Consider the following 23935-nt stretch of genomic DNA (forward strand, 5'->3'; position numbering starts at 1 on the left):
AGCTGATCCGGGCCGACGTCGTCCCATCTTGAGCATCAATGTGAGGACGGTACGCATGGCCGCGAGTTCTGGCAGCAGCACCTCCACGTCGGTCGTGGGCGGTGGCTTTCCCGCCCGCCAGGGCATGTACAATCCGGCATTCGAGAAGGATGCCTGCGGGTTGGCGATGGTCGCGACGCTCAGAGGCGAACCGGGCCACGACATCATCGACCTGGCCTTGACGGCGCTGCGGAATCTGGAGCACCGCGGTGCGATCGGTTCGGATGCGGGTACCGGGGACGGAGCGGGCATCCTGACGCAGATGCCCGACGCCTTCTTCCGCGCGGTCGTCGACTTCGACCTCCCGCCGATGGGGGAGTACGCGGCCGGGATGGTCTTCCTGCCTCGCGACGACGAAGCCCGGGCCGCGCAGAAAGCCGGCATCGAGCGGATCGCGGCCGGCGAGAACCTCGTCGTACTCGGCTGGCGCGAGGTGCCGGTCGCAGAGGAGCACCTGGGCAAGCTCGCCTTCGAGGCGCGCCCCGCCTTCGAGCAGATCTTCGTCTCCCGTCCCGGCGAGGGTGGCGCGCCGGCACTGTCGGGCATCGACCTCGACCGGCGCACCTACCGGATGCGCAAGCGCGCGCGGCACGAGCTCGACGCCTACTTCGTCTCTCTGTCTGCCCGCACCATCGGCTACAAGGGCATGGTCACCACGCTCCAGCTCGAGCCGTTCTATCCCGACCTCCAGGATGAGCGCTTCGCCTCCGAGCTCGCGGTCGTGCACTCCCGGTACTCCACCAACACCTTCCCGTCGTGGCCGCTCGCGCAGCCGCTGCGGATGCTCGCGCACAACGGCGAGATCAACACCGTCAACGGCAACCGCAACTGGATGCGGGCGCGGCAGTCGCAGCTGGAGTCGGAGCTCCTCGGCGACATCCGTCCCCTGCTGCCGATCTGCACCGTCGGCTCCAGCGACTCCGCGTCCTTCGACGAAGTTCTCGAGCTCCTGACGCTGACCGGTCGGAGCCTCCCGCACGCGGTGATGATGATGGTGCCCGAGGCCTACGAGAAGCAGGCCGACATCGCGCCCGATCTCCGCGCCTTCTACGACTACCACGCGAACCAGATGGAGCCGTGGGACGGGCCTGCGGCACTGATCTTCACCGACGGCACCCTCGTGGGCGCGACGCTCGACCGCAATGGGCTGCGTCCCGGTCGGTGGACGGAGACGACGGACGGATTCGTCGTCATCGGGAGCGAGACCGGCGTGCTCGACATCGCCCCGGAGCGGATCAAGCGCCGCGGACGGTTGCGCCCCGGCCGGATGTTCCTCGTGGACACCGCCGCCGGTCGCATCGTCGAGGATGACGAGATCAAGCGTGATCTCGCGAGCATGCATCCCTGGCAGGAGTGGTTGGATGCCGGTCGCGTGCGCCTGGCCGATCTGCCCGAGCGCGAGCACATCGTCCACCCGATCGCCTCGATCACCCGGCGTCAGCGCACCTTCGGCTATACCGAGGAGGAGGTGCGGATCCTCCTGACCCCCATGGGGCAGAACGGTGCCGAGCCGCTCGGCGCGATGGGCAGCGACACCCCCGTCGCCGTCCTCAGCGACCGGCCCCGCCTGCTCTTCGACTATTTCGTCCAGCAGTTCGCGCAGGTCACCAACCCACCGCTGGACTCGATCCGCGAAGAGGTCGTCACCTCCCTGTCGCTGGGGCTCGGTCCCGAGCGGAACCTGCTGGCGTGGGGACCGGATCACGCCCGCACCGTGATGCTCGACTTCCCGGTGATCGACAACGACGAGCTTGCGAAGATCCAGCACATCGACACGGCGCTGCCGGACCGGTCGTCGGTGACGATCCGGGGTCTCTACCGCGTCGAGGCCGGGCACAAGGGCATGCGCAAGCGGCTCGAGCAGATGTGCACGGAGGTCGACCAGGCGATCGAGGACGGCGCGGAGCTCATCGTGCTCAGCGACCGCGACTCCAACAAGGACCTCGCGCCGATCCCGTCCCTGCTCATGCTGGCCGCCGTCCACCATCACCTCATCCGCCGTGAGACCCGCATGAAGGTCGGTCTGGTGGTCGAGGCCGGTGACGTGCGCGAAGTGCACCACATCGCCACACTCATCGGGTACGGCGCGTCGGCGGTGAACCCGTACCTGGCGATGGAGACGGTGGAATACCTGGTCCGCGCGGGGTACATCACCGGCGTCACCCCCGAGAAGGCGGTGAAGAACCTCATCTACGCCCTCGGCAAGGGCGTGCTGAAGATCATGTCGAAGATGGGCATCTCCACGGTGTCCTCGTACGCCGGTGCTCAGGTCTTCGAGGCCGTCGGCCTGTCGCAGGAACTCGTGGACACCTACTTCACGGGTACCGAGACCAAGCTCGGGGGCGTCGGGCTCGACGTCATCGCCGCCGAGAACGCCGCCCGCCACGCCTACGCCTACCCGGAGGACGCCGCGGTGCGCGCGCACGAGCGGCTGTGGACCGGGGGCGAGTACCAGTGGCGCCGTGACGGATCGCCGCACCTGTTCAACCCCGACACGGTGTTCCGTCTGCAGCACGCGACACGCACCAGGCGGTACGACATCTTCCGCGAGTACACCAAGCTGGTCGACGACCAGGCGGCCGAGCTCAAGACGCTGCGCGGGCTGTTCCAGCTGCGATCGGGAGTGCGCCCCCCGGTGCCGATCGACGAGGTCGAGCCCGTATCGGCGATCGTGAAACGGTTCCAGACGGGCGCGATGAGCTACGGCTCCATCTCTCAGGAGGCCCACGAGACCCTCGCGATCGCGATGAATCGGATCGGCGGTCGGTCGAACACCGGCGAGGGCGGCGAAGACGTCGAGCGTCTGCTCGACCCGGAGCGCCGGAGCTCGATCAAGCAGGTCGCGTCCGGCCGGTTCGGGGTCACGAGCCTCTACCTGACCGAGGCCGACGACATCCAGATCAAGCTGGCCCAGGGCGCCAAGCCCGGCGAGGGCGGGCAGCTTCCTCCGGCGAAGGTCTATCCGTGGGTCGCGCGCACACGCCACGCGACCGCGGGCGTGGGGCTCATCTCCCCTCCGCCCCACCACGACATCTACTCGATCGAAGACCTCAAGCAGCTCATCTTCGACCTCAAGCGCGCCAACCCCGGCGCCCGGATCCATGTGAAGCTCGTGAGCCAGTCGGGCATCGGCGCGGTGGCGGCGGGCACGGCCAAGGCGCTGGCCGACGTCATCCTGGTCTCGGGGCATGACGGAGGCACGGGCGCGAGCCCGCTCAACTCGCTCAAGCACGCGGGCACCCCGTGGGAGCTGGGGCTGGCGGAGACCCAGCAGACACTCATGCTCAACGGCATGCGCGACCGCGTGGTGGTGCAGGTCGACGGTCAGCTCAAGACCGGACGCGATGTCATCATCGGGGCGCTCCTGGGCGCGGAGGAGTTCGGCTTCGCCACCGCACCGCTGGTGGTCTCGGGATGCATCATGATGCGCGTGTGCCACCTCGACACCTGTCCGGTGGGCGTCGCGACGCAGAACCCGACGCTGCGGGCCCGCTTCAACGGCAAGCCGGAGTTCGTGGTGAACTTCATGGAGTTCGTCGCACAGGAGGTGCGCGAGTACCTCGCGGAGCTGGGATTCCGCTCTCTCGACGAGGCCATCGGCCACACCGAGATGCTCGATCTCAACGGCGCGATCGAACACTGGAAGGCCAGTGGGCTCGACCTCGCTCCGGTGCTGCACGGACCGAACTTCGCCGAGGATGAGCCGCGGCGCCATCGTCGCGCCCAGCTGCACGAGCTCGAGGAGCACTTCGACACGGCACTCATCGAGCGAGCCCGCGACGTGATCGAACGCGGCGGCTCCGTCACGATCGACCTGCCCGTCCGCAACACCGCGCGCGCCGTCGGAACCCTCCTCGGACATCACGTCACCCGTGCCCGGGGAGAGAACGGTCTGCCCTCGGGATCGATCACCGTGAACCTGACCGGATCGGCGGGCCAGTCCTTCGGTGCCTTCATGCCGGCGGGAATCACGCTGCGCCTCGAGGGTGACTCCAACGACTACGTCGGCAAGGGCCTGTCGGGCGGCCAGATCGTCGTCCGCCCGCCGCGAGGGGCGTCCTTCGATGCGTCGAAGAACGTCATCGCCGGAAACGTGATCGGCTACGGCGCGACGCAGGGCACCATGTTCCTCCGCGGCGTCGTGGGGGAGCGGTTCCTCGTCCGCAACTCCGGGGCGACCGCGGTCGTCGAGGGTGTGGGCGATCACGCGCTGGAGTACATGACCGGCGGCCTCGCCGTCATCCTGGGAGAGACGGGGCGCAACCTCGGGGCCGGGATGTCGGGAGGCACGGCGTACATCTACCGACTCGACCGGAAGCTCGTCAATCGGGAGGCGATCGCGTCGGGCGAACTCGTTCTCGGCGAGCTCGGCGCCGGTGACGTCGAGATGCTTCGCGATCTGCTCGAGCAGCACGTCAAAGAGACCGGATCCGAACTGGCGCAGCGACTGCTCGACGACTTCGAGCTCGAGGCGCAGAACTTCGTCCGTGTCGTCCCGCGCGACTACGCCGCCGTCCTCCAGACGCGGCAGGAAGCGCTCGACGAAGGACTCGACCCCGACGGCGACGTCGTATGGAGCCGCATCCTGGAGGTGACGGGTGGCTGACCCCAAAGGCTTTCTGAAGGTGACCGAGCGGGAGCTGCCGCCGCGGCGCCCGATCCCGGTGCGGATCATGGACTGGAAAGAGGTCTATGAGCCGGGCGACTCGGCCGTTCTCCGGCGACAGGCCGGTCGCTGCATGGACTGCGGCGTGCCGTTCTGCCACAAGGGGTGTCCGCTGGGAAACCTCATCCCGGAATGGAACGACCTGGTGTGGCGGGGAGAGGGGCGCGCGGCGATCGAGCGCCTGCACGCGACGAACAACTTCCCCGAGTTCACGGGCAGGCTCTGCCCCGCGCCCTGCGAGAGCTCGTGCGTCCTGGGCATCAACCAGCCTCCGGTGACCATCAAGCAGGTCGAGGTCTCGATCATCGACGAGGCATTCTCGCAGGGCTGGGTCGAGCCCGAGCCCCCCGCGCGGCTGACCGGCAAGACGGTCGCCGTCGTCGGTTCGGGCCCCGCCGGCCTCGCCGCCGCGCAGCAGCTCACGCGGGCAGGTCACACCGTGGCCGTCTACGAGCGTGATGACCGCATCGGCGGGCTTCTGCGCTACGGCATCCCGGACTTCAAGATGGAGAAGCGTCATCTCGAGGCGCGTCTTCGTCAGATGCGCGACGAGGGGACCCGGTTCCGCGCCGGCGTCGAGATCGGCGTGGACATCTCGTGGAGCGACTTGCGCGCGCGGTACGACGCCGTCGTCATCGCCACCGGTGCGACGGTGCCGCGCGACCTCGCGATCCCGGGTCGGGACCACGCCGGCGTCCACTTCGCGATGGAGTACCTCGTCGAATCCAACAAGACCGTGGCCGGCGACGCGGTGCCCAACCAGATCACCGCCGAGGGCAAGCACGTCGTCGTCATCGGCGGCGGTGACACCGGAGCCGACTGCATCGGCACCGCCCACCGCCAGGGCGCACTGAGCGTGACCAACCTCGCGATCGGCAAACAGCCGCCCGAGGAGCGCCCCGAGGACCAGCCCTGGCCGATGACGCCGAACCTGTTCGAGATCGCCTCCGCGCATGAAGAGGGCGGCGAGCGTCACTACCTCGCGTCCACCGTCGAGTTCCTCGCGAACGCCGTCGGCGAGGTCCGCGCGCTGCGCGTCGCCGAGACGGAGTACCGCGACGGGCGACGCGTGCCGAAGTCGGGCACGGAGCGCGAGATCCCCGCCGACCTCGTCCTGATCGCGCTGGGCTTCACCGGCCCTGAGCACACGCACCTGGCCGATCAGCTCGGTACGCAGTTCGGTTCGCGCGGCAGCGTCGAGCGTGACGCGGTCTACCAGACATCCGCTCCCGGGGTGTTCGTCGCCGGCGACGCCGGGCGCGGTCAGTCGCTCATCGTCTGGGCGATCGCCGAGGGGCGTGCGGCAGCCGCCGCGGTCGACGAGTACCTCATGGGCAGCACCGACCTGCCGGCGCCCGTTCACCCGAACGATGTCGCCATCGGGCTGCAGCCCGCGTAGGCTGGCCCCGGCCCTTCGCCACTTCCCCCTTCACTCGGAGTTCATACACGGATGAGACGCGCCAAGATCGTCGCCACTTTGGGTCCTGCCACTTCCTCTTATGACATGGTCCGCGCGATCATCGACGCCGGCGTGGACATCGCCCGGCTCAACCTCAGCCACGGTGACTATTCCGTGCACGAGGCCAACTTCGCCAATGTCCGCAAGGCCGCCGAGGACGCAGGTCGCCCGGTCGCGGTGCTCGTCGACCTCCAGGGGCCGAAGATCCGCCTCGGTCGCTTCGCCGACGGGCCGCACGAGCTCGCCGAGGGTGACATCTTCAAGATCACCACCGAGGATGTCCCCGGCACCAAGGAGCTCGTCTCGACGACGTTCAAGGGGCTTCCCGGCGACGTCAGGCGCGGCGACTTCCTCCTGATCGACGACGGCAAGGTCCGCGTCGAGGTCGTCGAGGTCGAGGGATCGGTCGTGACGACGCGTGTCGTCGTCGCCGGCGCGGTGTCGAACAACAAGGGCATCAACCTGCCCGGCGTGGCGGTGAACGTTCCCGCGCTGTCGGAGAAGGACGAGGCCGACCTCCGCTGGGGTCTGCGGATCGGCGCAGACTTCATCGCGCTCTCGTTCGTGCGCAACGCCAAGGACATCCAGCGCGTGCACGTCATCATGGCCGAGGAGGGACGCCACGTCCCCGTGATCGCCAAGATCGAGAAACCGCAGGCGGTGGACAACCTCGAGGAGATCATCGACGCGTTCGACGGCATCATGGTCGCCCGTGGAGACCTCGGCGTGGAGCTCCCGCTGGAGGCGGTGCCGATCGTGCAGAAGCGCGCCGTCGAGCTCTGCCGCCGGATGGCCAAGCCCGTCATCGTCGCCACCCAGATGCTCGAATCGATGATCAACAACCCGGTGCCCACGCGCGCTGAGACCAGCGACGTCGCCAACGCCGTCCTCGACGGCGCTGACGCCGTCATGCTCTCGGGTGAGACCAGCGTGGGTGACTACCCGGTGAAGGTCGTCGAGACCATGGCGCGCATCGTCGAGTCGACCGAGGACCACGGACTCGAGCGCATCGCGCCGCTGACGACCAAGCCGCGGACCCAGGGCGGCGCGATCACCCTCGCCGCGATGGAGGTGGCCGACTTCGTCGAGGCGAAGTTCCTCTGCATCTTCACCGAATCCGGTGACACCGCTCGCCGCATGTCGCGCCTGCGCCCGAAGATCCCCATGATCGGATTCACGCCCGAGCCGGCGATCCGTCGTCGCATGGCGATCACCTGGGGGATCCGCTCGACGCTCGTCGAGCACGTTCCGCACACGGACCGCATGTTCATCCAGGTCGACGACTACCTGCTCTCGAACGACCTGGCGAAGGTCGGTGACAAGGTCGTCGTGATCTCCGGGTCGCCTCCCGGCATCGTGGGTTCGACCAACGACATCCGCATCCACAAGGTCGGCGATGCCGTGCACGGTGCGGCCCCGATCTACCAGACGCGGGACTGAGCCTCAGCCCCTGGGAACCTCCTCATGCGACGAGCGTGAGGAGGTTCCGTTCTTCCACGGCCGCCAGCTGGAGAACCTTGTACCCCTGATCGCCGAAGAACACGGTGAGTCGATCGTCGTCGACCTCCACGACACTCCCGCGTCCCCATTCGACGTGGTCGACCTCGGCGCCCGGTGGGAACGGTGCAGCCGCACCAGCCGCATCGGCCGCTGCGGCGTCCTCGGCGGTACCGCTGCGGCACGTGTCGCAGCTGCGGCAGGACGCGGAACCGTCGTCCCCGAAGTAGCTCAGCAGGACCCGTCGACGGCAGTCCCTCGTCTCGGCATACCGACGCATGACGTCCAGGCGCGACTGCTCGATGCGCTCTCGGCGCTCGGCGGCTTCCCGTGCCAGAGCAGCAGCCTCCTTCGGCCGACGTACCGAGATGATCGTCGCGCCCTTCTGATCCACGACGACCACTCCCGCTTCGACGAGGAGGTGGACCAGGCCTGTGACGCGACGGGTCGGAAGCCCGAGCGTCTCGGCGAGTGCTCGGATCCGCAGAGGCGTGCCCGCCTTCGCGAGGGCGCGATAGACCCGGCTGACGGCCTCGGTGTCGACCGTGTGGGCGGTGAAGTACTTGCGGATTCCGAGATCCTCGGATCGGTAGAAGAGCACGGCCTGTGCCGGTTGCCCGTCTCTGCCCGCGCGTCCGGTCTCCTGCGTGTAGGCATCCAGTGATTCCGGTACGGCGGCGTGCACGACGAAGCGCACGTCGGGCTTGTCGATGCCCATGCCGAACGCGTTCGTCGCGACGACGACGTCGACCTCATCGTCGAGGAACTGCTCGTGCGTCCGTCTCCGCTCCGTCGCGGAAAGGCCGGCGTGGTAGGTCTCGGCACGCACCCCACGTTCGCGCAGACTCTGAGTGAGCCTCTCGGCCTCGCGGCGGGTCGACGTGTAGACGAGCCCTGGGCGGGGGAGTGTCGGAATGAGCTCCCGCAGTTCGCGATCCTTCTCGGCTTCCTCGGAGAAGCGCCGGACGTCCAGATCGATATTCGGTCTGTCGATGCCGCGTACGACCAGGAGCGGATCCTCCATGCGCAGCCGTCCGACGATCTCTTCGCGCACGGGTGCGGCAGCGGTGGCCGTGAGGGCCGCGGTCGGCGGGTTTCCGAGGCGTTCGCGCACATCGCCGAGCCCGAGGTAGTCGGGCCGGAAATCGTGTCCCCAGCTCGCAACGCAGTGGGCCTCGTCGACGACGAACAAGCCGACCGTCACACGCGACAGGCGGTCGAGCACATCATCCTTGGCGAGCTGTTCGGGAGCGAGGAAGAGGAACTCCACCTCGCCGGCCGCGACCGCCTGCCACAGCTTCTCGGTCGCGCGATCTCCGATCGTGGAGTTGAGCATCGCGCCGCGCGGCGCGTGAGGAGTGTCGGCGAGACCTGCGAGCTGGTCGGCCTGCAGGGCGATCAGGGGAGAGACGACGATCGTCATCCCGTCCCGAAGTGCCCCCGCGAGCTGATAGACGGCGGACTTCCCCGCGCCGGTGGGAAGAACGGCCACCACGTCACGGCCCGCCAGGAGTGCGCTGACGGCTTCCTCCTGTCCTTCTCGAAGCTCATCCCATCCGAAAAGCTCGCGCGCAGCGCGAGCGATCGACATCCTCGACATCCTGTCCTTCCCTCGGGGCCGGATCATCATGCCACCCACGACGGGCGTCCACCGGGGGATTGACAACCGGTGATCGAGCGGTCGCCTGCGCCCCTCCCGAATGGACCGCGTTGTCGCTACGCTGAGGCCACACCTCGAGGCGCGGAGCGAAGATGCCCTACATCACCGATCTGATCTGGCTCATGCTGTGGGCGTTCTACTTCGTCGCCTATCTGTACGTCGTCATCGTCATCATCACCGACCTGTTCCGCGACCACCGGCTCAGCGGATGGTTCAAGGCGCTGTGGATCATCGCGCTCGTCTTCGTGCCGCTTCTGACCGCGCTGATCTACATCATCGCCCGGGGCCGAGGGATGGCGGAGCGAGCCCATTCTCCAGGACCGCGAACCGTTGCGGAGAACGACGACTATCGGCCCGCGCCGTCGGCCAGCCCTGCGGACGACATCGCCAAGGCCAAAGAACTCCTCGATTCGGGGGTTATCACCCCGGGCGAGTTCGAGGCGTTGAAGAGCAAGGCCCTCGGTCACCAGTTCTACGGTGCGTGAGCCGGCGACGCACGGGGTGCCGGTGGTGGGAGTCGAACCCACACGCCCTTTCGGGCAACCGAGTTTGAGTCGGTCGCGTCTGCCATTCCGCCACACCGGCTCGCGGCGAGCGGCCGCGTCCGCCCTCGACCCTATCGCAGCGAGCGGGACCGATTGCGGGCCCGCAGGCGGGAAGCCGTAGGATTGCGGGGTGACTGAGCAAGAGCAGGCTGGGCAAGAGCAGACCGGGCAAGAGCAGACCGCGCGAGAGCAGGCCACCGCATCCGCCCCCCGCCGGGTCGTCGTCGCCGAGGATGAGTCGCTCATCCGCCTCGACATCGTCGAGATCCTCCGCGACAACGGCTTCGATGTCGTCGGAGAGGCCGGCGACGGTGAGACCGCCGTGCAGCTGGCCACAGAGCTGCGCCCCGACCTCGTGATCATGGACGTCAAGATGCCCCAGCTCGACGGCATCAGCGCCGCCGAGAAGCTCAGCAAGAATCACATCGCCCCCGTGGTGCTGCTCACGGCCTTCAGCCAGAAGGAGCTCGTCGAGCGCGCGAGCGAGGCCGGAGCGCTGGCGTACGTCGTCAAGCCGTTCACCCCGAACGATCTGCTTCCCGCCATCGAGATCGCCCTGGCCCGCCATGAGCAGATCATCACGCTCGAGGCCGAGGTCGCCGACATGGTCGAGCGCTTCGAGACCCGCAAGCTGGTCGACCGTGCGAAGGGTCTCCTGAACGAGAAGATGGGCCTCACCGAGCCCGAGGCGTTCCGCTGGATCCAGAAGGCGTCGATGGACCGTCGCCTGACGATGCAGGATGTCGCCAAGGCGATCATCGAGCAGCTCGCCCCGAAGAAGTGAGCCGCGCGGCGAAGCCGCCGTATTCGAACCCTGTGGGATCACTGCCGCGCAGCGGCGCTGATCTCCTTGATGTGATTGGTGATCCGCACCGTCGAACAGCGGCGTCCCTCATCGTCGGTCACGACGATCTCGTGGACGGTGAGGCTGCGTCCGAGGTGGAGAGGCGTGCAGACGCCTGTCACGAAACCAGTGGTCGCGGATCGGGTGTGCGTCGCGTTGATGTCGACGCCGACTGCGAGGCGCCCGGCCCCGGCGTGGAAATTGGCATGCATCGAGCCGAGCGACTCGCCGAGCACGACGTACGCGCCGCCATGGAAGAGCCCGACCGGCTGGGTGTTGCCCGCGACCGGCATCCGGGCCGCGCACCGCTCGGCGGTGAACTCCAGCCATTCGAAGCCCATCTTCTCGGCGAGGGCTCCGATGCCCCGGGCGTCGGCCCAGGCGAGCTGGTCGGAGGCGGTGTCGACGGTGTCGGTCATCGGCGGGTTCCTGGCTCGGGGGGTGTCACACCCCGCGTCTAGGCTGTCAGGGTGACGGACTCCGCAAAGCCTACCCTCCTCGTCGTGGACGGCCACTCGCTGGCCTACCGGGCGTTCTACGCCCTCCCGGTCGACAACTTCTCGACGAAGGACGGGCAGCACACCAACGGGATCTACGGCTTCCTGGCGATGCTCATCAACCTCATCAAGGCCGAGAAGCCCACGCACCTCGCTGTGGCCTTCGACACCTCGCGTCAGTCGTTCCGCACACGGCAGTACGCCGAGTACAAGGCGAACCGCTCCGAGACCCCGAAGGAGTTCCAGGGACAGATCCCGCTGCTCAAGGAGTGCCTCGGGGCGATGAGCATCCCGGTGCTCGAGCAGGAGGACATCGAGGCCGACGACATACTCGCCACGCTCGCCACGCGCGGAGCCGCCGAGGGCTTCCACGTCCTCGTCTGCTCCGGCGACCGCGACACGATCCAGCTGGTCACCGAGGACATCACGCTGCTGTACCCCAACGTGCAGGGCGTGTCTCAGCTCAAGCGCTACGACACCGAGGCGGTGCGCGAGCGCTACGGCGTCGAACCGGCGATGTACCCCGACGTCGCGGCCCTCGTCGGCGAGACCAGCGACAACCTCCCCGGCGTGCCGAAGGTGGGCGAGAAGACGGCGGTGAAGTGGCTGAACCAGTTCGGTTCGCTTGATGATCTCCTGGCTCAGGCCGACAAGGTGACCGGAGTTGTGGGGAACAATCTCCGCGAGCATCTCGACGACGTCCGCCGAAACCGGCAGCTGAATGCCCTCCTCACCGACGTCGATCTGCCCGTGGGTCCCGTCGACCTCGCTGTGCGGCCGATCGATGCCCAGGCCGTCCGAGAGATCTTCGCGCAATTGGAGTTCCGGACGCTCCTGCCGCGGGTCTTCGAGGCCGCGGGCGTCGATCAGGCCATGTCGGCGCAAGCGGCCGTCCCCACTGCCACGGCGCCCACGCCCTCCGAGCCCGACTCCTCGAGTCTGGCGGCCTGGGTCGACCAGACGTCAGGCGATGTGGCCCTGACCGTCGTCGTGGAGAACGGCCGACCGCGTCGCATCGGACTCGCCACGGCCGACGCCGCCGTCGAAGCGACCTGGTCCGAAGAAGTCGCCGCGGCCCTGACCCCGTGGCTGCTCTCGGGGTCGCCGAAGGTCCTCACCGACGCCAAGCCGCAGGTCAAGGCACTCCGCCGGGAGGGTATCCGTCTGGGCGGACTCGCGTTCGACACGATCCTGGCGGGCTGGCTCCTGCGACCGAGCTTCCCCGACAAATCCCTTGCCGATCTCACCGATCGTTTCCTGGGAGAGAAGCTCCCCGAGGCCGATCCCGCCCAGCTCGTCCCCGAGACCGAGGGCGCGACCCCAGGACAGCTTTCGTGGTTCACCTTGCGCGTCGCCGAGGCGCAGCGGTCGCAGCTCGCGGCACCCGTCCTCTCGGTTCTCTCCGACATCGAGCTGCCCACCCTGCAGACCCTCGCGGACATGGAGCTCGCAGGTGTGGCGGTCTCGCACGCGAAGCTGTCGGAGTTCTCGGGGGAGCTGGGCGAGCGGGCTGACCGGATCGCGCAGGAGGCCTACGCGGCGATCGGACGAGAGGTGAACCTCGGGTCGCCGAAGCAACTCCAGGAGGTGCTCTTCGAGGAGCTTCAGCTGCCGAAGACCCGGAAGACCAAGACGGGTTACTCCACGGATGCTGCGGTGCTCGCCGATCTGCAGGAATCCCACCCGCATCCGTTCCTGAGCCTCCTGCTCCAGCATCGCGAGGCGACGAAGCTGCGCCAGATCATCGAGTCCCTCGACGTGGCGATCGGTTCCGACGGGCGCATCCGCACCACCTACCTCCAGACGGGATCGCAGACGGGCCGGCTCTCGAGCACCGACCCCAACCTCCAGAACATCCCGATCCGCACCGAGGAGAGCCGCCGCATCCGCTCGGCGTTCGAGGTCGGCGAAGGCTACGAAGCGCTGCTGACCGCTGACTACTCGCAGATCGAGATGCGCATCATGGCGCACCTGTCCGAGGACCCCGGCCTGATCGAGGCGTTCAACTCGGGTGAGGACACCCACCGGTTCGTGGGCGCCCGGGTCTTCGGTGTGGCACCCGAGGACGTCACCCCGGCGATGCGCACGAAGGTCAAGGCGATGTCCTACGGTCTCGTGTACGGTCTGTCGGCGTTCGGGCTGTCCAAGCAGCTGCGGATCGAGCAGTCCGAGGCCCGAGAGCTGATGCTCGAGTACTTCGCGCGGTTCGGGGCCGTGCGCGATTACCTGCGCACGTCGGTCGAGAAGGCCCGCATCGACGGCTATACCGAGACGATCTTCGGTCGCCGCCGGCCGTTCCCCGACCTCAACAGTCCCAACCGGGTGCTCCGCGAGAACGCCGAACGAGCGGCGCTGAACGCGCCGATCCAGGGCAGCGCCGCCGACATCATGAAGGTCGCACTGTTCCGCATCCACGACGACCTCACCTCGCAGGGGCTCGGATCACGTGTGCTCCTGCAGATCCATGACGAACTCGTCGTCGAGGTGGCGCCGGGGGAGTGGGATGCGGCGGAGCGCATCGTGCGGGAGCGGATGGCGGATGCGGCGGAGCTGACTGTTCCGCTCGACGTGCAGATCGGTCGCGGCGGCGACTGGAACGCCGCGGGCCACTGACCGATCCCGTCAACGGTCGAGACGCGCCACGGCCGTGTTGGCGCTCGGCCGAGCGAGGTGCCTAGGCTCAGAGGTATGACAGACGCATCCCGCACCCCCACGCCGATCGACACGATCGCCGAGGCGTGGGTCGACACCCTGGCCGAACTCGATCCGTCGCTGGCGACCTACATCGGTCGGTCGGAGCACAACCACCGCTATGGCGACTACTCGCCCGCGGGTCAGGCGCGCGTGGTCGAGGAGGCGAAGAAGGTGCGCGCAGCTCTGGCGAGCGCGACCCCCGTCGACGACATCGACGCCGTGACCAAGGAGGATCTCACCCGCGAGCTCGACCTGCAGATCGAGCTCGATGAAGCGCGGTGGCACCTCCGCGACCTCAACGTGATCGCCTCTCCCGCTCAGGACATCCGAGCGGTGTTCGACCTCATGCCGACGGACAGCGCCGAGGACTGGTCGGTCATCAGCACGCGGATGGCGGCCCTCCCCGATGCGGTGCACGGATACATCTCCACTCTCCGTGAGGGGATCGCGCAGGGAGTCGTTCCCGCGCGCCGCCAGGTCGTCGAGGTCGCGACCCAGATCGCCCGCTACACCGCCGACGGGGGGTTCTTCACGACGTTCGTCGGCAACGCTGCCCCGGCCGAGGGCCAGCTGCCGGCATCCCTCGCCCGTGAGCTGTCCGATCGCGCCGGCGCCGCCCGCGTCGCCTACGACGAGCTGGCGTCCTTCCTCTCCGGTGAGCTCGCCCCGGCGGCGACCGAGAAGGACGCTGTCGGTCGGGAGGTCTACGCACTGATGTCGCGTCGATTCCTCGGTGCCACGATCGACCTCGACGAAACGTACGAGTGGGGTGTCGAAGAGCTCGCGCGCATGGTCGCCGAGCAGGAACAGATCGCCGGGGAGATCAAGCCGGGCGCATCGGTCGAGGAAGCCGTGGCGTTCCTGGAGGAGGATCCGTCGCGGAAGCTGCACGGCACCGAGGCGCTGCAGAAGTGGATGCAGGAGACCAGCGACCGCGCGGTCGCCGAACTCGGCAGGACCCACTTCGACATCGCCGATCCGATCCGCCGCCTCGAATGCATGATCGCCCCGACCAACGAGGGCGGCATCTATTACACCGGTCCCACCGACGACTTCTCCCGTCCCGGACGCATGTGGTGGTCGGTGCCCGAGGGTGTCACGGAATTCGACACCTGGCGCGAACTCACGACGGTGTACCACGAGGGTGTACCGGGTCATCACCTCCAGATCGCGCAGGCGGTGTACAACCGCGCGCAGCTGAACTCGTGGCGTCGCCTACTGGCCGGCCCATCGGGCCACGCGGAGGGATGGGCGCTGTACGCCGAACGCCTCATGGAGCAGTTGGGGTACCTCGATGACCCTGCCGACCGACTCGGCATGCTCGACGGTCAGCGCATGCGCGCCGCGCGCGTCGTGCTCGACATCGGGGTGCACCTCGAGAAGCAGCGCCCCGACGGAGAGGGAGTCTGGGACGCTCCGTTCGCGTTGGAGTTCATGCGCCGCAACGTGAACATGCCCGACGAGTTCGTGCAGTTCGAGGTGAACCGCTACCTCGGCTGGCCCGGACAGGCGCCGTCGTACAAGGTCGGGCAGCGCATCTGGGAGCAGCTGCGCGATGACTACCGTGAGGCGAACGGGGCGGATGCCGACCTCAAGGCGTTCCACAAGAAGGCGCTCGATATCGGCGGTGTGGGCTTGGACACCCTCCGCACAGCGCTTTCACGCTGACGCGTGCGGTGACGTCCTCGGAGGAATAGTCTGGAAGCCGTAGTGTTCCATTCGTCTGAATAGGTCCTTGTGGGCCATCGAGAAAGGGCGATCATGATCCAGTTCGGACTCCACACCTTCGGGGACGTCACCGTCGACGCCGACGGCCATGACCTGTCGCAGGCGCAGACCCTGCGAAACCTCGTCGACCAGGCCGTGCTCGCCGACGAGGTGGGTGTCTCGTTCTTCGGCGTGGGGGAGCACCACCGCCGCGAGTACGCCGTCTCGAGCCCCGAGGTCGTTCTCGCCGCGATCGCATCGCGAACCCGCGACATCCGTCTCGGCACCGCGGTGACCGTCCTGTCTTCCGACGAGCCCGTGCGCGTCTATCAGCGCTTCGCCACCCTCGACGCCCTGTCGAACGGTCGCGCAGAGCCGATTCTCGGGCGGGGCTCGTTCACCGAGTCCTTCCCACTGTTCGGCTACGAGCTGACGGACTACGAGGTGCTCTTCGAAGAGAAGCTGGAACTGTTCGCTCAGCTGCTGACCGAGCAGCCGGTGACCTGGGAGGGCACGACGCGTCGGGGACTGTCGAACGTCGATGTCTTTCCCAAGACCGAGGGGGGCATGCCGGCCTGGGTCGGCGTGGGCGGCTCGCCCGAGTCCGTCGTCCGCACGGCGCGGTACGGCTTCGGCCTCATGCTCGCCATCATCGGCGGGCCTGCCGCGCGCTTCGCCCCGTACGCCGAACTGTTCCGCCGGTCGCTGGCATCGTTCGGACACCCGTCGCGGCCGATCGGGGTGCATTCGCCCGGCCACATCGCCGATACCGACGAGCAGGCGTGGGAGGAGGCGTATCCCGCCTTCGACGTCATGTTCTCCACGATCGGGCGCGAGCGCGGCTGGCCGCCGTACAGCCGTCTCCGCTTCCAGCAGGATGTCGGCGAGGGTGCCATCTACGCGGGGTCGCCCGAGCGGGTCGCCCGCAAGATCGCCGACACCGTGCTGACCCTCGGGCTCGACCGGTTCGACCTGAAGTACTCCAACGGCACGCTCGGTCACGACAAGCTCATGCGCTCGATCGAACTCTTCGGAACGCAGGTGATCCCGCGCGTGCGCGAGCTGGTCGCCGAGGCGCAGGATGCCGCGCCCGAGCCGGCGACGACGGTGGCGCCCTAACATGACTGCGTGAGCATCCGCACCGCGCCCGAATCAGTCGGCGATCGCCTCGACGGTCTGCCCTTCACCCGCAGACATCTCCGGGTCCTGACCGGATCCGGGGTGGGGTGGGCACTGGACGCGATGGACGTGGGGCTCATCTCCTTCGTCATCGCGGTTCTCGCGCAGCAGTGGAGCCTGACCGGAACCGAGACGTCGCTCATCGCCTCCGCCGGGTTTCTCGGCATGGCCGTGGGTGCAAGCCTCGGAGGCCTGCTCGCCGATCGCATCGGACGGCGCTCGGTCTTCGCTGTCACCCTGCTGGTCTACGGCCTCGCCACCGGGGCCAGCGCGCTGGTCGGGGGAGTGGCGGCGCTCCTCGTGCTCCGGTTCATCGTCGGTCTCGGTCTCGGCGCTGAACTGCCGGTCGCGTCGACCTATGTGAGCGAACTCGCCCCCGCGAGGATCCGCGGCCGAGTCATCGTCATCCTCGAGGCCTTCTGGGCGGTCGGCTGGACCGCAGCCGCCCTGATCGGATTCTTCGTGATCCCGGCGTCCGAGGACGGATGGCGCTGGGCCTTCGCGCTCGGGGCGATTCCCGCCGCGTATGCCCTCGTGGTTCGGTGGGGCCTTCCGGAATCGGCGCGCTGGCTGGAGCGCCGAGGCAGAGCCGGCGACGCCGACACGGTGGTCCGGTCGTTCGAATCATCGACCCCCCTGTTCGCTCGCGGCGCGGCTTCGTCGCCGTCGAGCGCGCCGACGCCGACGGCAACGGCGATGAGTGTGCGCTCCGGTGTTGCGGCGCTCTGGAGTGCGGAGTTCCGTGTTCGCACCGCGTGCCTCTGGCTGGTGTGGTTCTGCGTGAACTTCAGCTACTACGGCGCGTTCATCTGGATCCCCTCCATCCTCCTCGCGCAGGGGTACGACCTCGTCCGCTCCTTCGGATTCACCCTCATCATCACCCTCGCCCAGCTGCCGGGCTACGCCGCGGCGGCCTGGTTGATCGAGGTCTGGGGGCGTCGTGTGACGCTTTCGGTCTTCCTCGTCGGCTCCGCTGTCTCGGCCGTGCTGTTCGGCACGGCGACGAATGAGGCGACGGTGATCGCGACGGGGATGGCCCTGTCCTTCTTCAACCTGGGCGCGTGGGGCGCGCTGTACGCGATCACGCCGGAGACGTATCCCACCTCGGTGCGGGCGACGGGCGCGGGATGGGCGGCAGGAGTCGGCAGGATCGCCTCGATCATCGCGCCGCTGGCGGTGCCGCCTCTCCTGGCCCTCGGCGGAGCGCCGGGGCTCTTCGTCGTGTTCGCCGCGTTCTTCGCCGTCGCGGCGGCCGGCGCATGGGGTCTTTCCGACCGGCGAGGTCGGGCCTTGGACGACCGTTGAGCGTTTGTAGGGTGGTCTGATGGCTGCAGTGCGCTACGTCGCGATCGGGGATTCGTTCACGGAGGGAGTCGGTGACGAGCTCCCGGACGGACGCACCCGCGGATGGGCGGACCTCGCAGCTCAAGGGTGGGCTGATGCGACCGGGCAGCGCATCGAGTACGCCAACCTCGCGATCCGCGGAAAACTCGTCTGGCCGATCGTCGAAGAGCAGCTCGAACCCGCTCTGGCGTTGAAACCCACGCACCTGTCCTTCAACGGCGGGGGCAACGACATGCTGCGGCCCCGGACGTCGATCCGTGGGATCGCGGATGCCTTCAGCCAGGTTCTCCGACGGTGCGACGAGGAAGGCGTGCGACTCATCCTGCTGTCCGGGGCGAATCCCTCGCCCCAGCTTCCGCTCAGCCGCGTCATCCAGAGGCGTGGCGACCTCCTGTCGATCGCCGTCGTCGGGCGAATCCAGGATCGCCCCGACGTCATCCGTGCGCTGAACTGGCCCGATCGAGAGCTGTCGGCTCCGCCGTTCTGGTCGCCCGACCGGCTGCACATGAACAGCCGGGGTCATCACCGTGTCGCCGCTCGGGTGCTGACGGCGCTCGATCTGACGCCGCCGGAGCAGTGGTGGTCGTTGCCCGAGCTCGATCTCGGGCAACTGGGCCGCCGCGACTACTACCGCGAACATCTCGGTCCCTGGGTACGCCGGCGGTTGACCGGCACATCGTCCGGCGATGGTCGGACGCCGAAGTATGCCGACTGGGTCACGATCCACCCGGGGTCATCCTGATCCTCGGTCAGGTGATCTGCTGACCGCGCGTTGCCGCGCAGCTCACGCCGGTCGTACCGAGTAACGCAGCTCCGCGAACTGGCCCGCGCGTGACATCGACTCGAGGCGAAGTCGGTCAGGTCCGATCCGGCGGGGCAGAAGCGGACGGCCGGAGGCGAGGGTCGCGGGAGCGACCGAAAGCCTGATCTCGCTCAAGAGGCCGGCGTCGGCGAACTGCCCGGCGAGGTCGCCGCCCCCGACGATCCAGATCGCCCGCTCAGCGGCTGCCGTGCGCATCGCCGGCCACTGCGACGCCACGTCGCCGCGTGCGAACCGGAGGTGCGCCCCGTCGATGCGGGGCAGGTCGCGGGACGTGAAGACCCACGTCGCGCGGTCGCCGTAGATCTCCGTCCACTTCTCGGGCTGGGCCGACAAGTTCTCGTGGTCGACGATCCACTCGTAGGTCGTCGACCCCATCACCAGCACGCCGACCGTCTCGAGGAAGGTGGAGAAATCGCTTTCGGCCTCGGCCGCGCCGGGTGTCGCAAAGAGCCAGTCCAGCGAATCCCGGTCGTCGGCGAGGAAACCGTTCAGCGTGGTCGCCGTGTGGAAGATCACCGGAGTCATGGCCGAAGCCTAGGGCTCACCTCCGACATGCCGCATCACCCCCCGTGGTGTCAAGAGGGTGCATCGCTCATCGCGCACGGTCCACAGTGTTCGTGGGTACTGCCCTCGCATACCCGGAAAGGGGAGACCCATGAGTATCGGTGCTGGCATCGCGCTCTTCGCCATCGGGGCCATCCTGGCCTTCGCCGTCAACGTGCAGGTCGAGTGGATCAACCTCGACATGATCGGCTACATCCTGATGGGCGCCGGAGCGCTCGTCTTCCTCATCGGCATCGTTCTGCTCGCGCGTCGCCGGAGCTCGGAGTCGGTGAGCCGCACGACGGTCGACCCTGCGACCAACGAGCGCGTCACGCGTCAGTCGACCAGTCGTCCCGACGACGCCGCGGGGCTCTGACACCCACCCGGCGGACCATAGGCTCGAGGAATGAGCCTTTCGTCTCCGCCGGGTACCGCCCTCATCACCGGCGTCGGACGTCGCCGGTCTATCGGAGCGGGACTCGCTCTCGGTCTCGCCCGCGATGGATGGGATCTCGTCCTGAACCACTGGGACGAATACGACGAGAGGGTGGGTCTGGAGCGCGCAGCATCCGATCCCCACGACATCGCGGCCGCGTGCCGCGCGGAGGGCGTCGCGGTAACCGTCATCGGCTCGGACCTGTCCGATCCCGACGTGCCGGAGCGGCTCGTCGCCGCTGCCTCGGCGAGTGGGCCTCTTCGCGCGCTTGTGATGTCTCACTGCGAGTCTGTGGACAGCTCGATCCTCAGCACCGACATCGCGAGCTTCGACCGCCATTTCGCCGTCAACGCGCGGGCGACGTGGCTTCTCATCAAGGCGTTCGCCGAACGGCTGCCGCAGCGCGCCGCCGGGGGAGAGGTCGCCGGGTCGGTCATCGCGCTGACCAGTGACCACACTGCGCACAATCTGCCCTACGGTGCGAGCAAAGGCGCACTCGATCGGATCGTCATCGCGGCGGCCGCGGAACTGGGCGAGCGGGGCATGCGGGCGAACGTCATCAACCCCGGGCCGATCGACACGGGCTGGATGGATGCGGACATCCGACGTCGCGCACGCGAAGCCACACCGGCGGGTCGCCTCGGCACACCCGACGACATCGCGAACACCGTCCGGTTCCTCCTGTCGCCGGAGGGCTCGTGGGTCAACGGACAACTGCTGAAGGTGAACGGCGGGTTCGCCACGGGTTAGGCGACCCGGCGGGGTCGCGCTGCGACGAGACACCGCATTCGCGTCGAGACACCCGGAATATCGCGGTGGCTCGACGCAAACGCAGTGTTTCGGCGCCGCGGAGGCGGCCTCCGGCTACAGGGCACCGGGTTGGAGGAGGGCTTGCCGCGCTGACGCGCAGCCGGCGCCGGCGCACCGGGCGGGGTCGTCGCCGCGAAGCGCTGCGACGATGTAGCCGGCGGCGAAGGCGTCCCCGGCGCCGGTGGTGTCGATCACGCCCTCGACGCGGTCGACCGCGATCTGCGTGAGGCCGTCATGATCGCGGACCTGCACGGGGTCCTCACCGCGCTTGACGACGAACACCGTGCGCGCGGGCAGCGCGACCTCCAGCTCGACGAGGAGGGCGGCTTCCTCGGCATTCGCGAAGACCACTGCGGGGGAGAGACGTGCGAGCAGATCGGCCAGCGTCGCCTGCCCCAGCGCCCGCATGGTCGCCACACTCGACAGGTCGATGCTGAGGGGCACGGCGCGCTCGCGCGCCCAGGCGGCTGCGGAGAGCAGCGCCTCACGCGACAGCGCGTCGGCGAAGCCGTACAGCGGAAGATGCAGCCAGCGCGTGCCCTCCAGCCACGCGGTCTCGATGGGACCGAGCTCGGCGGCGGCACCGCGATCGGTGAGCATCGTCCGCTCGGCGGATTCGTCGACGAGGATCACGATCGACCCGGTCCGTCCCGCTCGCTGCACGCGAACCTCGACTCCCGCGCGCTCCAGCTCGTGCACGAGCGCCTCGCCCTCGGCATCCGATCCGACCCTGCCGATGAAGCGGACGGATGCCGCGGGCGAGGCGGCCGCGGCGACATTGGCCGCGCTGCCGCCCCGGGTATGGGTGATGGTCACCGGGTTGTCGGTGCCGCGATCGAGCGAGGACGCGCCGAGAACGACGATGTCGGCGAGGAGATCGCCGATGACCGTGAGCATCACTGGACGCCGGCGAGAGCGGCGGCGATCTCGGCGCCGAGGGCCACATTGCCGCGGTAAACCTCGACGTTGACGTCCAGGCTCCGCCCAGCGGTCTCGCGCTGCATGAAGTCCAGGAGGAACGGCGTGGTGTCATGGCCCGACACCCCGGCTGCGGCGGCGGCGTCGAGTGCGCTGGTGAGCACCTCATCATGGACCGCGGGCGTCAGCTGGAGGTCGGTGTCGACGGGACGCGCCACGAGGAGCGTGGAGGAGATCCCGAGGGCGTCGCGGGCGCGCGCGATGTCGGCGATCTCGGTGGCCGAGTCCGCGGCGTACTCGATGTCGAGCCCGGAGTCGGCGATGTAGAAGCCGGGGTAGTCGGTGGTCCGGTACCCCACGACGGTGAGATTCAGTGTCTCCATGCGCTCCAGAGTGAGAGGGATGTCGAGGATCGACTTCACACCGGCGCTGACCACGACGAGGGGAAGTGCCGCAAGCGTCGGCAGATCGGCTGACTCATCGAAGGTCTGCTGGGCGTCGCGGTGGACCCCGCCCAGACCACCCGTCGAGAACACACGGATGCCTGCGCGACGCGCGAGGAATGCCGTTGCCGCGACGGTGGTGCCGCCGCTCAGGCGTTTCGCGACGGCGACGGGGAGGTCTCGAAGGCTCAGTTTGACCGCGTCGTCGTCGGTCGACAATCGCTCGATCTCAGCGGGGGAGAGGCCGACGATCGGTTGCCCGTCGACGACCCCGATCGTCGCCGGGAGGACGCCGTGATCACGCAGCCAAGCTTCCGCCTCCCGCGCGACCTCGAGGTTGCGGGGCCGGGGGAGTCCGTGGGTGAAGATCGTCGATTCGAGGGCGAGCACGGGTCGGCCGCGGTCGAGGGCGTCTCGCACCTGCGGCGCGATGACGAGCCCGCCAGGCGTCTGGCGAGGGGACGAGGTCATGGAAGCTCCCTGCTGGATGTTGCCGCTAGTCAACCAGCTCCAGACGGACTCCTACTGATCGGTGGCGCCGCGGAACTCGCCGGCGGCGATGGCATCGGCGTACGTGCGGATGTCAGGACCCGGCTGGTAGTCGATGAACCGATCCTTGAGGAGGTGATTGAGCTGGGCGAAGGCGTCGTCGGAAGAGACCTCGTCCTGTTCGGCCACCTTCCTCACGGCCTCACGGAGGACGTGATCGGCATCGTCGAGGATCTTCGCGCGAGCGGGCTCGTTCCAGGCTACGTCGGAGATGTCCATGAGGTGACAGTACGGCCGACCGTCGCGTGGCACAGGGGGCTTGCGCACGCTCGACTTCGTGCTTCGGCCCGGCCACTGTGCGCCCACTTCTGTGCGCTCACGTCGCGCGGTGAGGGGAGTCGACGGGCTCACTCGCTCTCGTTGAAATGACATAATGTGCATTATCGGTTAATCGGCGATGTCCGTAGTCCAGCCTAGAGTTGCGGCATGCCGGAGGGTGACAGCGTCTATCGCCTCGCCCGCCGGTTGGCGCACGCGTCGGTCGGTCGCACCATCGTGTCGGGTGAGCTCCGTTCCGGCGCTCACGCCGGCGCCAAGCTCGACGGACGACAGATCCTCTCGTACGACACGCACGGCAAGCACCTGTTCACACGCTTCGACGACGGATGGTCGCTGCACACCCATCTGAAGATGCAGGGATCCTGGTCGGTCACGAAACGCCCGCTTCCACGCGCGGAGCTGCACCGTGTGCGCTGCCGGTTCGCCCTCGACGACGGTGTCACGCTGTGGGGCGTCGATGTGCCGGTCATGGAATACGCGCCGACCACCGACGAGCAGCGCGTGCGCGAACGGCTCGGTCCCGATCCGCTTCGAGAAGACTGGGATGCCGCTGAGGCGATGCGACGGCTGTCGAGACGCCCTGACCGGCCCACCGTGGCTGCGCTCCTCGACCAGGCGAATCTCGCCGGGCTCGGAAACCTCTGGGTGAACGAGCTCGCCTTCCTCCGTGGCATCCATCCCTTCGCTCCCGTCGGCGGCACGGATATCGCAGCGCTCGTCGACCTGGCCGCCCGCTGCCTGCGCATCTCGGCCACGGTCCCCGGCATGTATCAGGTGACCACCGGTGATCGTGGCCGCGGATCGACTCACTGGGTCGTAGGTCGTGCCGGGCGACCGTGCTTGCGTTGCCGCACGACGATCGAGGTCGCGGCCGAGGTGCCGAACGATCCGGAGCGGCGGCGGACGTGGTGGTGCCCGCGCTGCCAGCCGCACCCGCCGAGACCGGCCGAGCCCGGCCTGCACCCCGCGGCGGGCGATACGATGCGATCCACGTGATCCCCGA

The 23935-nt window shown here is 68.3% G+C and carries 19 protein-coding genes and 1 tRNA gene; 13 read left to right on the top strand and 7 right to left on the bottom strand.

The genetic code is table 11. The features are described from left to right. Positions 1–55 precede the first annotated feature (55 nt). From gltB to pyk, 3 genes are read left to right on the top strand one after another with little or no spacing between them, the layout of a single operon-like run. Complete coding sequence (gene gltB, locus QSU92_RS17110; RefSeq protein ID WP_289263769.1) at positions 56–4645, top strand: glutamate synthase large subunit; 4590 nt, start codon at positions 56–58, stop codon at positions 4643–4645. After that, positions 4638–6104: a glutamate synthase subunit beta gene (locus QSU92_RS17115; RefSeq protein ID WP_289263771.1), complete on the top strand. Its 1467-nt coding sequence runs from the start codon at positions 4638–4640 to the stop codon at positions 6102–6104. The genes gltB and QSU92_RS17115 overlap by 8 nt, the downstream gene beginning before the upstream one ends. 51 nt (positions 6105–6155) lie before the next feature. Further along, positions 6156–7604, top strand: coding sequence for a pyruvate kinase (gene pyk, locus QSU92_RS17120; RefSeq protein ID WP_289263773.1), 1449 nt, complete (start codon positions 6156–6158; stop codon positions 7602–7604). A gap of 22 nt (positions 7605–7626) precedes the next feature. On the opposite strand, the gene QSU92_RS17125 is transcribed toward pyk, so the two are convergent. Further along, positions 7627–9252: a RecQ family ATP-dependent DNA helicase gene (locus QSU92_RS17125; RefSeq protein WP_289263775.1), complete on the bottom strand. Its 1626-nt coding sequence runs from the start codon at positions 9250–9252 to the stop codon at positions 7627–7629. Between the two features lie 161 nt (positions 9253–9413). On the opposite strand from QSU92_RS17125, the gene QSU92_RS17130 reads away from it, so the two are divergent. Continuing rightward, positions 9414–9806 carry an SHOCT domain-containing protein gene (locus QSU92_RS17130; protein WP_289263777.1) on the top strand — a complete coding sequence of 131 codons (393 nt, stop codon included), beginning with the start codon at positions 9414–9416 and terminating at the stop codon, positions 9804–9806. A 17-nt stretch (positions 9807–9823) separates the two neighbouring features. Here the strand turns inward: QSU92_RS17130 and QSU92_RS17135 are convergent. Further along, positions 9824–9906, bottom strand: a tRNA-Leu gene (locus tag QSU92_RS17135). Between the two features lie 90 nt (positions 9907–9996). Between QSU92_RS17135 and QSU92_RS17140 the strand changes: the two genes are divergently transcribed. Continuing rightward, positions 9997–10650, top strand: a complete 654-nt coding sequence (locus QSU92_RS17140) for an ANTAR domain-containing response regulator (protein WP_289263779.1) — start codon at positions 9997–9999, stop codon at positions 10648–10650. A 38-nt stretch (positions 10651–10688) separates the two neighbouring features. On the opposite strand, the gene QSU92_RS17145 is transcribed toward QSU92_RS17140, so the two are convergent. Further along, a complete protein-coding gene (locus tag QSU92_RS17145; RefSeq protein WP_289263781.1) occupies positions 10689–11129 on the bottom strand; it encodes a hotdog fold thioesterase in 441 nt (146 codons plus the stop codon). Between the two features lie 51 nt (positions 11130–11180). On the opposite strand from QSU92_RS17145, the gene polA reads away from it, so the two are divergent. From polA to QSU92_RS17170, 5 genes are all read left to right on the top strand, one after another. Then, positions 11181–13820, top strand: coding sequence for a DNA polymerase I (gene polA, locus QSU92_RS17150; RefSeq protein WP_289263783.1), 2640 nt, complete (start codon positions 11181–11183; stop codon positions 13818–13820). A gap of 75 nt (positions 13821–13895) precedes the next feature. Then, positions 13896–15569 carry a DUF885 domain-containing protein gene (locus tag QSU92_RS17155; protein ID WP_289263784.1) on the top strand — a complete coding sequence of 558 codons (1674 nt, stop codon included), beginning with the start codon at positions 13896–13898 and terminating at the stop codon, positions 15567–15569. A 93-nt stretch (positions 15570–15662) separates the two neighbouring features. Continuing rightward, positions 15663–16727, top strand: a complete 1065-nt coding sequence (locus QSU92_RS17160) for an LLM class flavin-dependent oxidoreductase (protein ID WP_289263788.1) — start codon at positions 15663–15665, stop codon at positions 16725–16727. A gap of 9 nt (positions 16728–16736) precedes the next feature. Next, the gene (locus tag QSU92_RS17165) at positions 16737–18092 is read left to right on the top strand and encodes an MFS transporter (protein ID WP_289263804.1); all 1356 of its coding nucleotides are present in this window, start codon (positions 16737–16739) and stop codon (positions 18090–18092) included. Positions 18093–18111: 19 nt separating this feature from the next. Next, complete coding sequence (locus tag QSU92_RS17170) at positions 18112–18873, top strand: SGNH/GDSL hydrolase family protein (RefSeq protein WP_289263806.1); 762 nt, start codon at positions 18112–18114, stop codon at positions 18871–18873. Between the two features lie 42 nt (positions 18874–18915). Here QSU92_RS17170 and QSU92_RS17175 read toward each other — a convergent pair whose 3' ends face one another. Beyond that, positions 18916–19479: a dihydrofolate reductase family protein gene (locus QSU92_RS17175; protein WP_289263807.1), complete on the bottom strand. Its 564-nt coding sequence runs from the start codon at positions 19477–19479 to the stop codon at positions 18916–18918. Between the two features lie 130 nt (positions 19480–19609). On the opposite strand from QSU92_RS17175, the gene QSU92_RS17180 reads away from it, so the two are divergent. Together QSU92_RS17180 and QSU92_RS17185 are read left to right on the top strand one after the other, a co-directional pair. Beyond that, positions 19610–19873 carry a DUF6458 family protein gene (locus QSU92_RS17180; RefSeq protein WP_289263809.1) on the top strand — a complete coding sequence of 88 codons (264 nt, stop codon included), beginning with the start codon at positions 19610–19612 and terminating at the stop codon, positions 19871–19873. Positions 19874–19903: 30 nt separating this feature from the next. After that, positions 19904–20683 (top strand): SDR family oxidoreductase, encoded by a 780-nt coding sequence (locus tag QSU92_RS17185; protein ID WP_289263812.1) that lies wholly within the window; start codon positions 19904–19906, stop codon positions 20681–20683. Positions 20684–20797: 114 nt separating this feature from the next. Here the strand turns inward: QSU92_RS17185 and QSU92_RS17190 are convergent, their stop codons facing one another. The 3 genes from QSU92_RS17190 to QSU92_RS17200 are packed head-to-tail and all read right to left on the bottom strand — an operon-like array spanning position 20798 to position 22872. Continuing rightward, positions 20798–21640 carry a carbohydrate kinase family protein gene (locus QSU92_RS17190; RefSeq protein WP_289263814.1) on the bottom strand — a complete coding sequence of 281 codons (843 nt, stop codon included), beginning with the start codon at positions 21638–21640 and terminating at the stop codon, positions 20798–20800. Beyond that, complete coding sequence (locus tag QSU92_RS17195) at positions 21640–22575, bottom strand: pseudouridine-5'-phosphate glycosidase (RefSeq protein ID WP_289263815.1); 936 nt, start codon at positions 22573–22575, stop codon at positions 21640–21642. The genes QSU92_RS17190 and QSU92_RS17195 overlap by 1 nt, the downstream gene beginning before the upstream one ends. A 51-nt stretch (positions 22576–22626) precedes the next feature. After that, positions 22627–22872 carry a hypothetical protein gene (locus tag QSU92_RS17200; protein ID WP_289263817.1) on the bottom strand — a complete coding sequence of 82 codons (246 nt, stop codon included), beginning with the start codon at positions 22870–22872 and terminating at the stop codon, positions 22627–22629. Positions 22873–23079: 207 nt separating this feature from the next. Between QSU92_RS17200 and QSU92_RS17205 the strand changes: the two genes are divergently transcribed. Continuing rightward, entirely contained in the window at positions 23080–23928 is an 849-nt protein-coding gene (locus tag QSU92_RS17205) for a DNA-formamidopyrimidine glycosylase family protein (protein WP_289263819.1), read from the top strand. The last annotated feature ends 7 nt before the right edge of the window (positions 23929–23935 follow it).

Origin of the sequence: Microbacterium sp. ET2 (assembly GCF_030347395.1) — a bacterium.
Lineage (GTDB): Bacteria > Actinomycetota > Actinomycetes > Actinomycetales > Microbacteriaceae > Microbacterium > Microbacterium albipurpureum.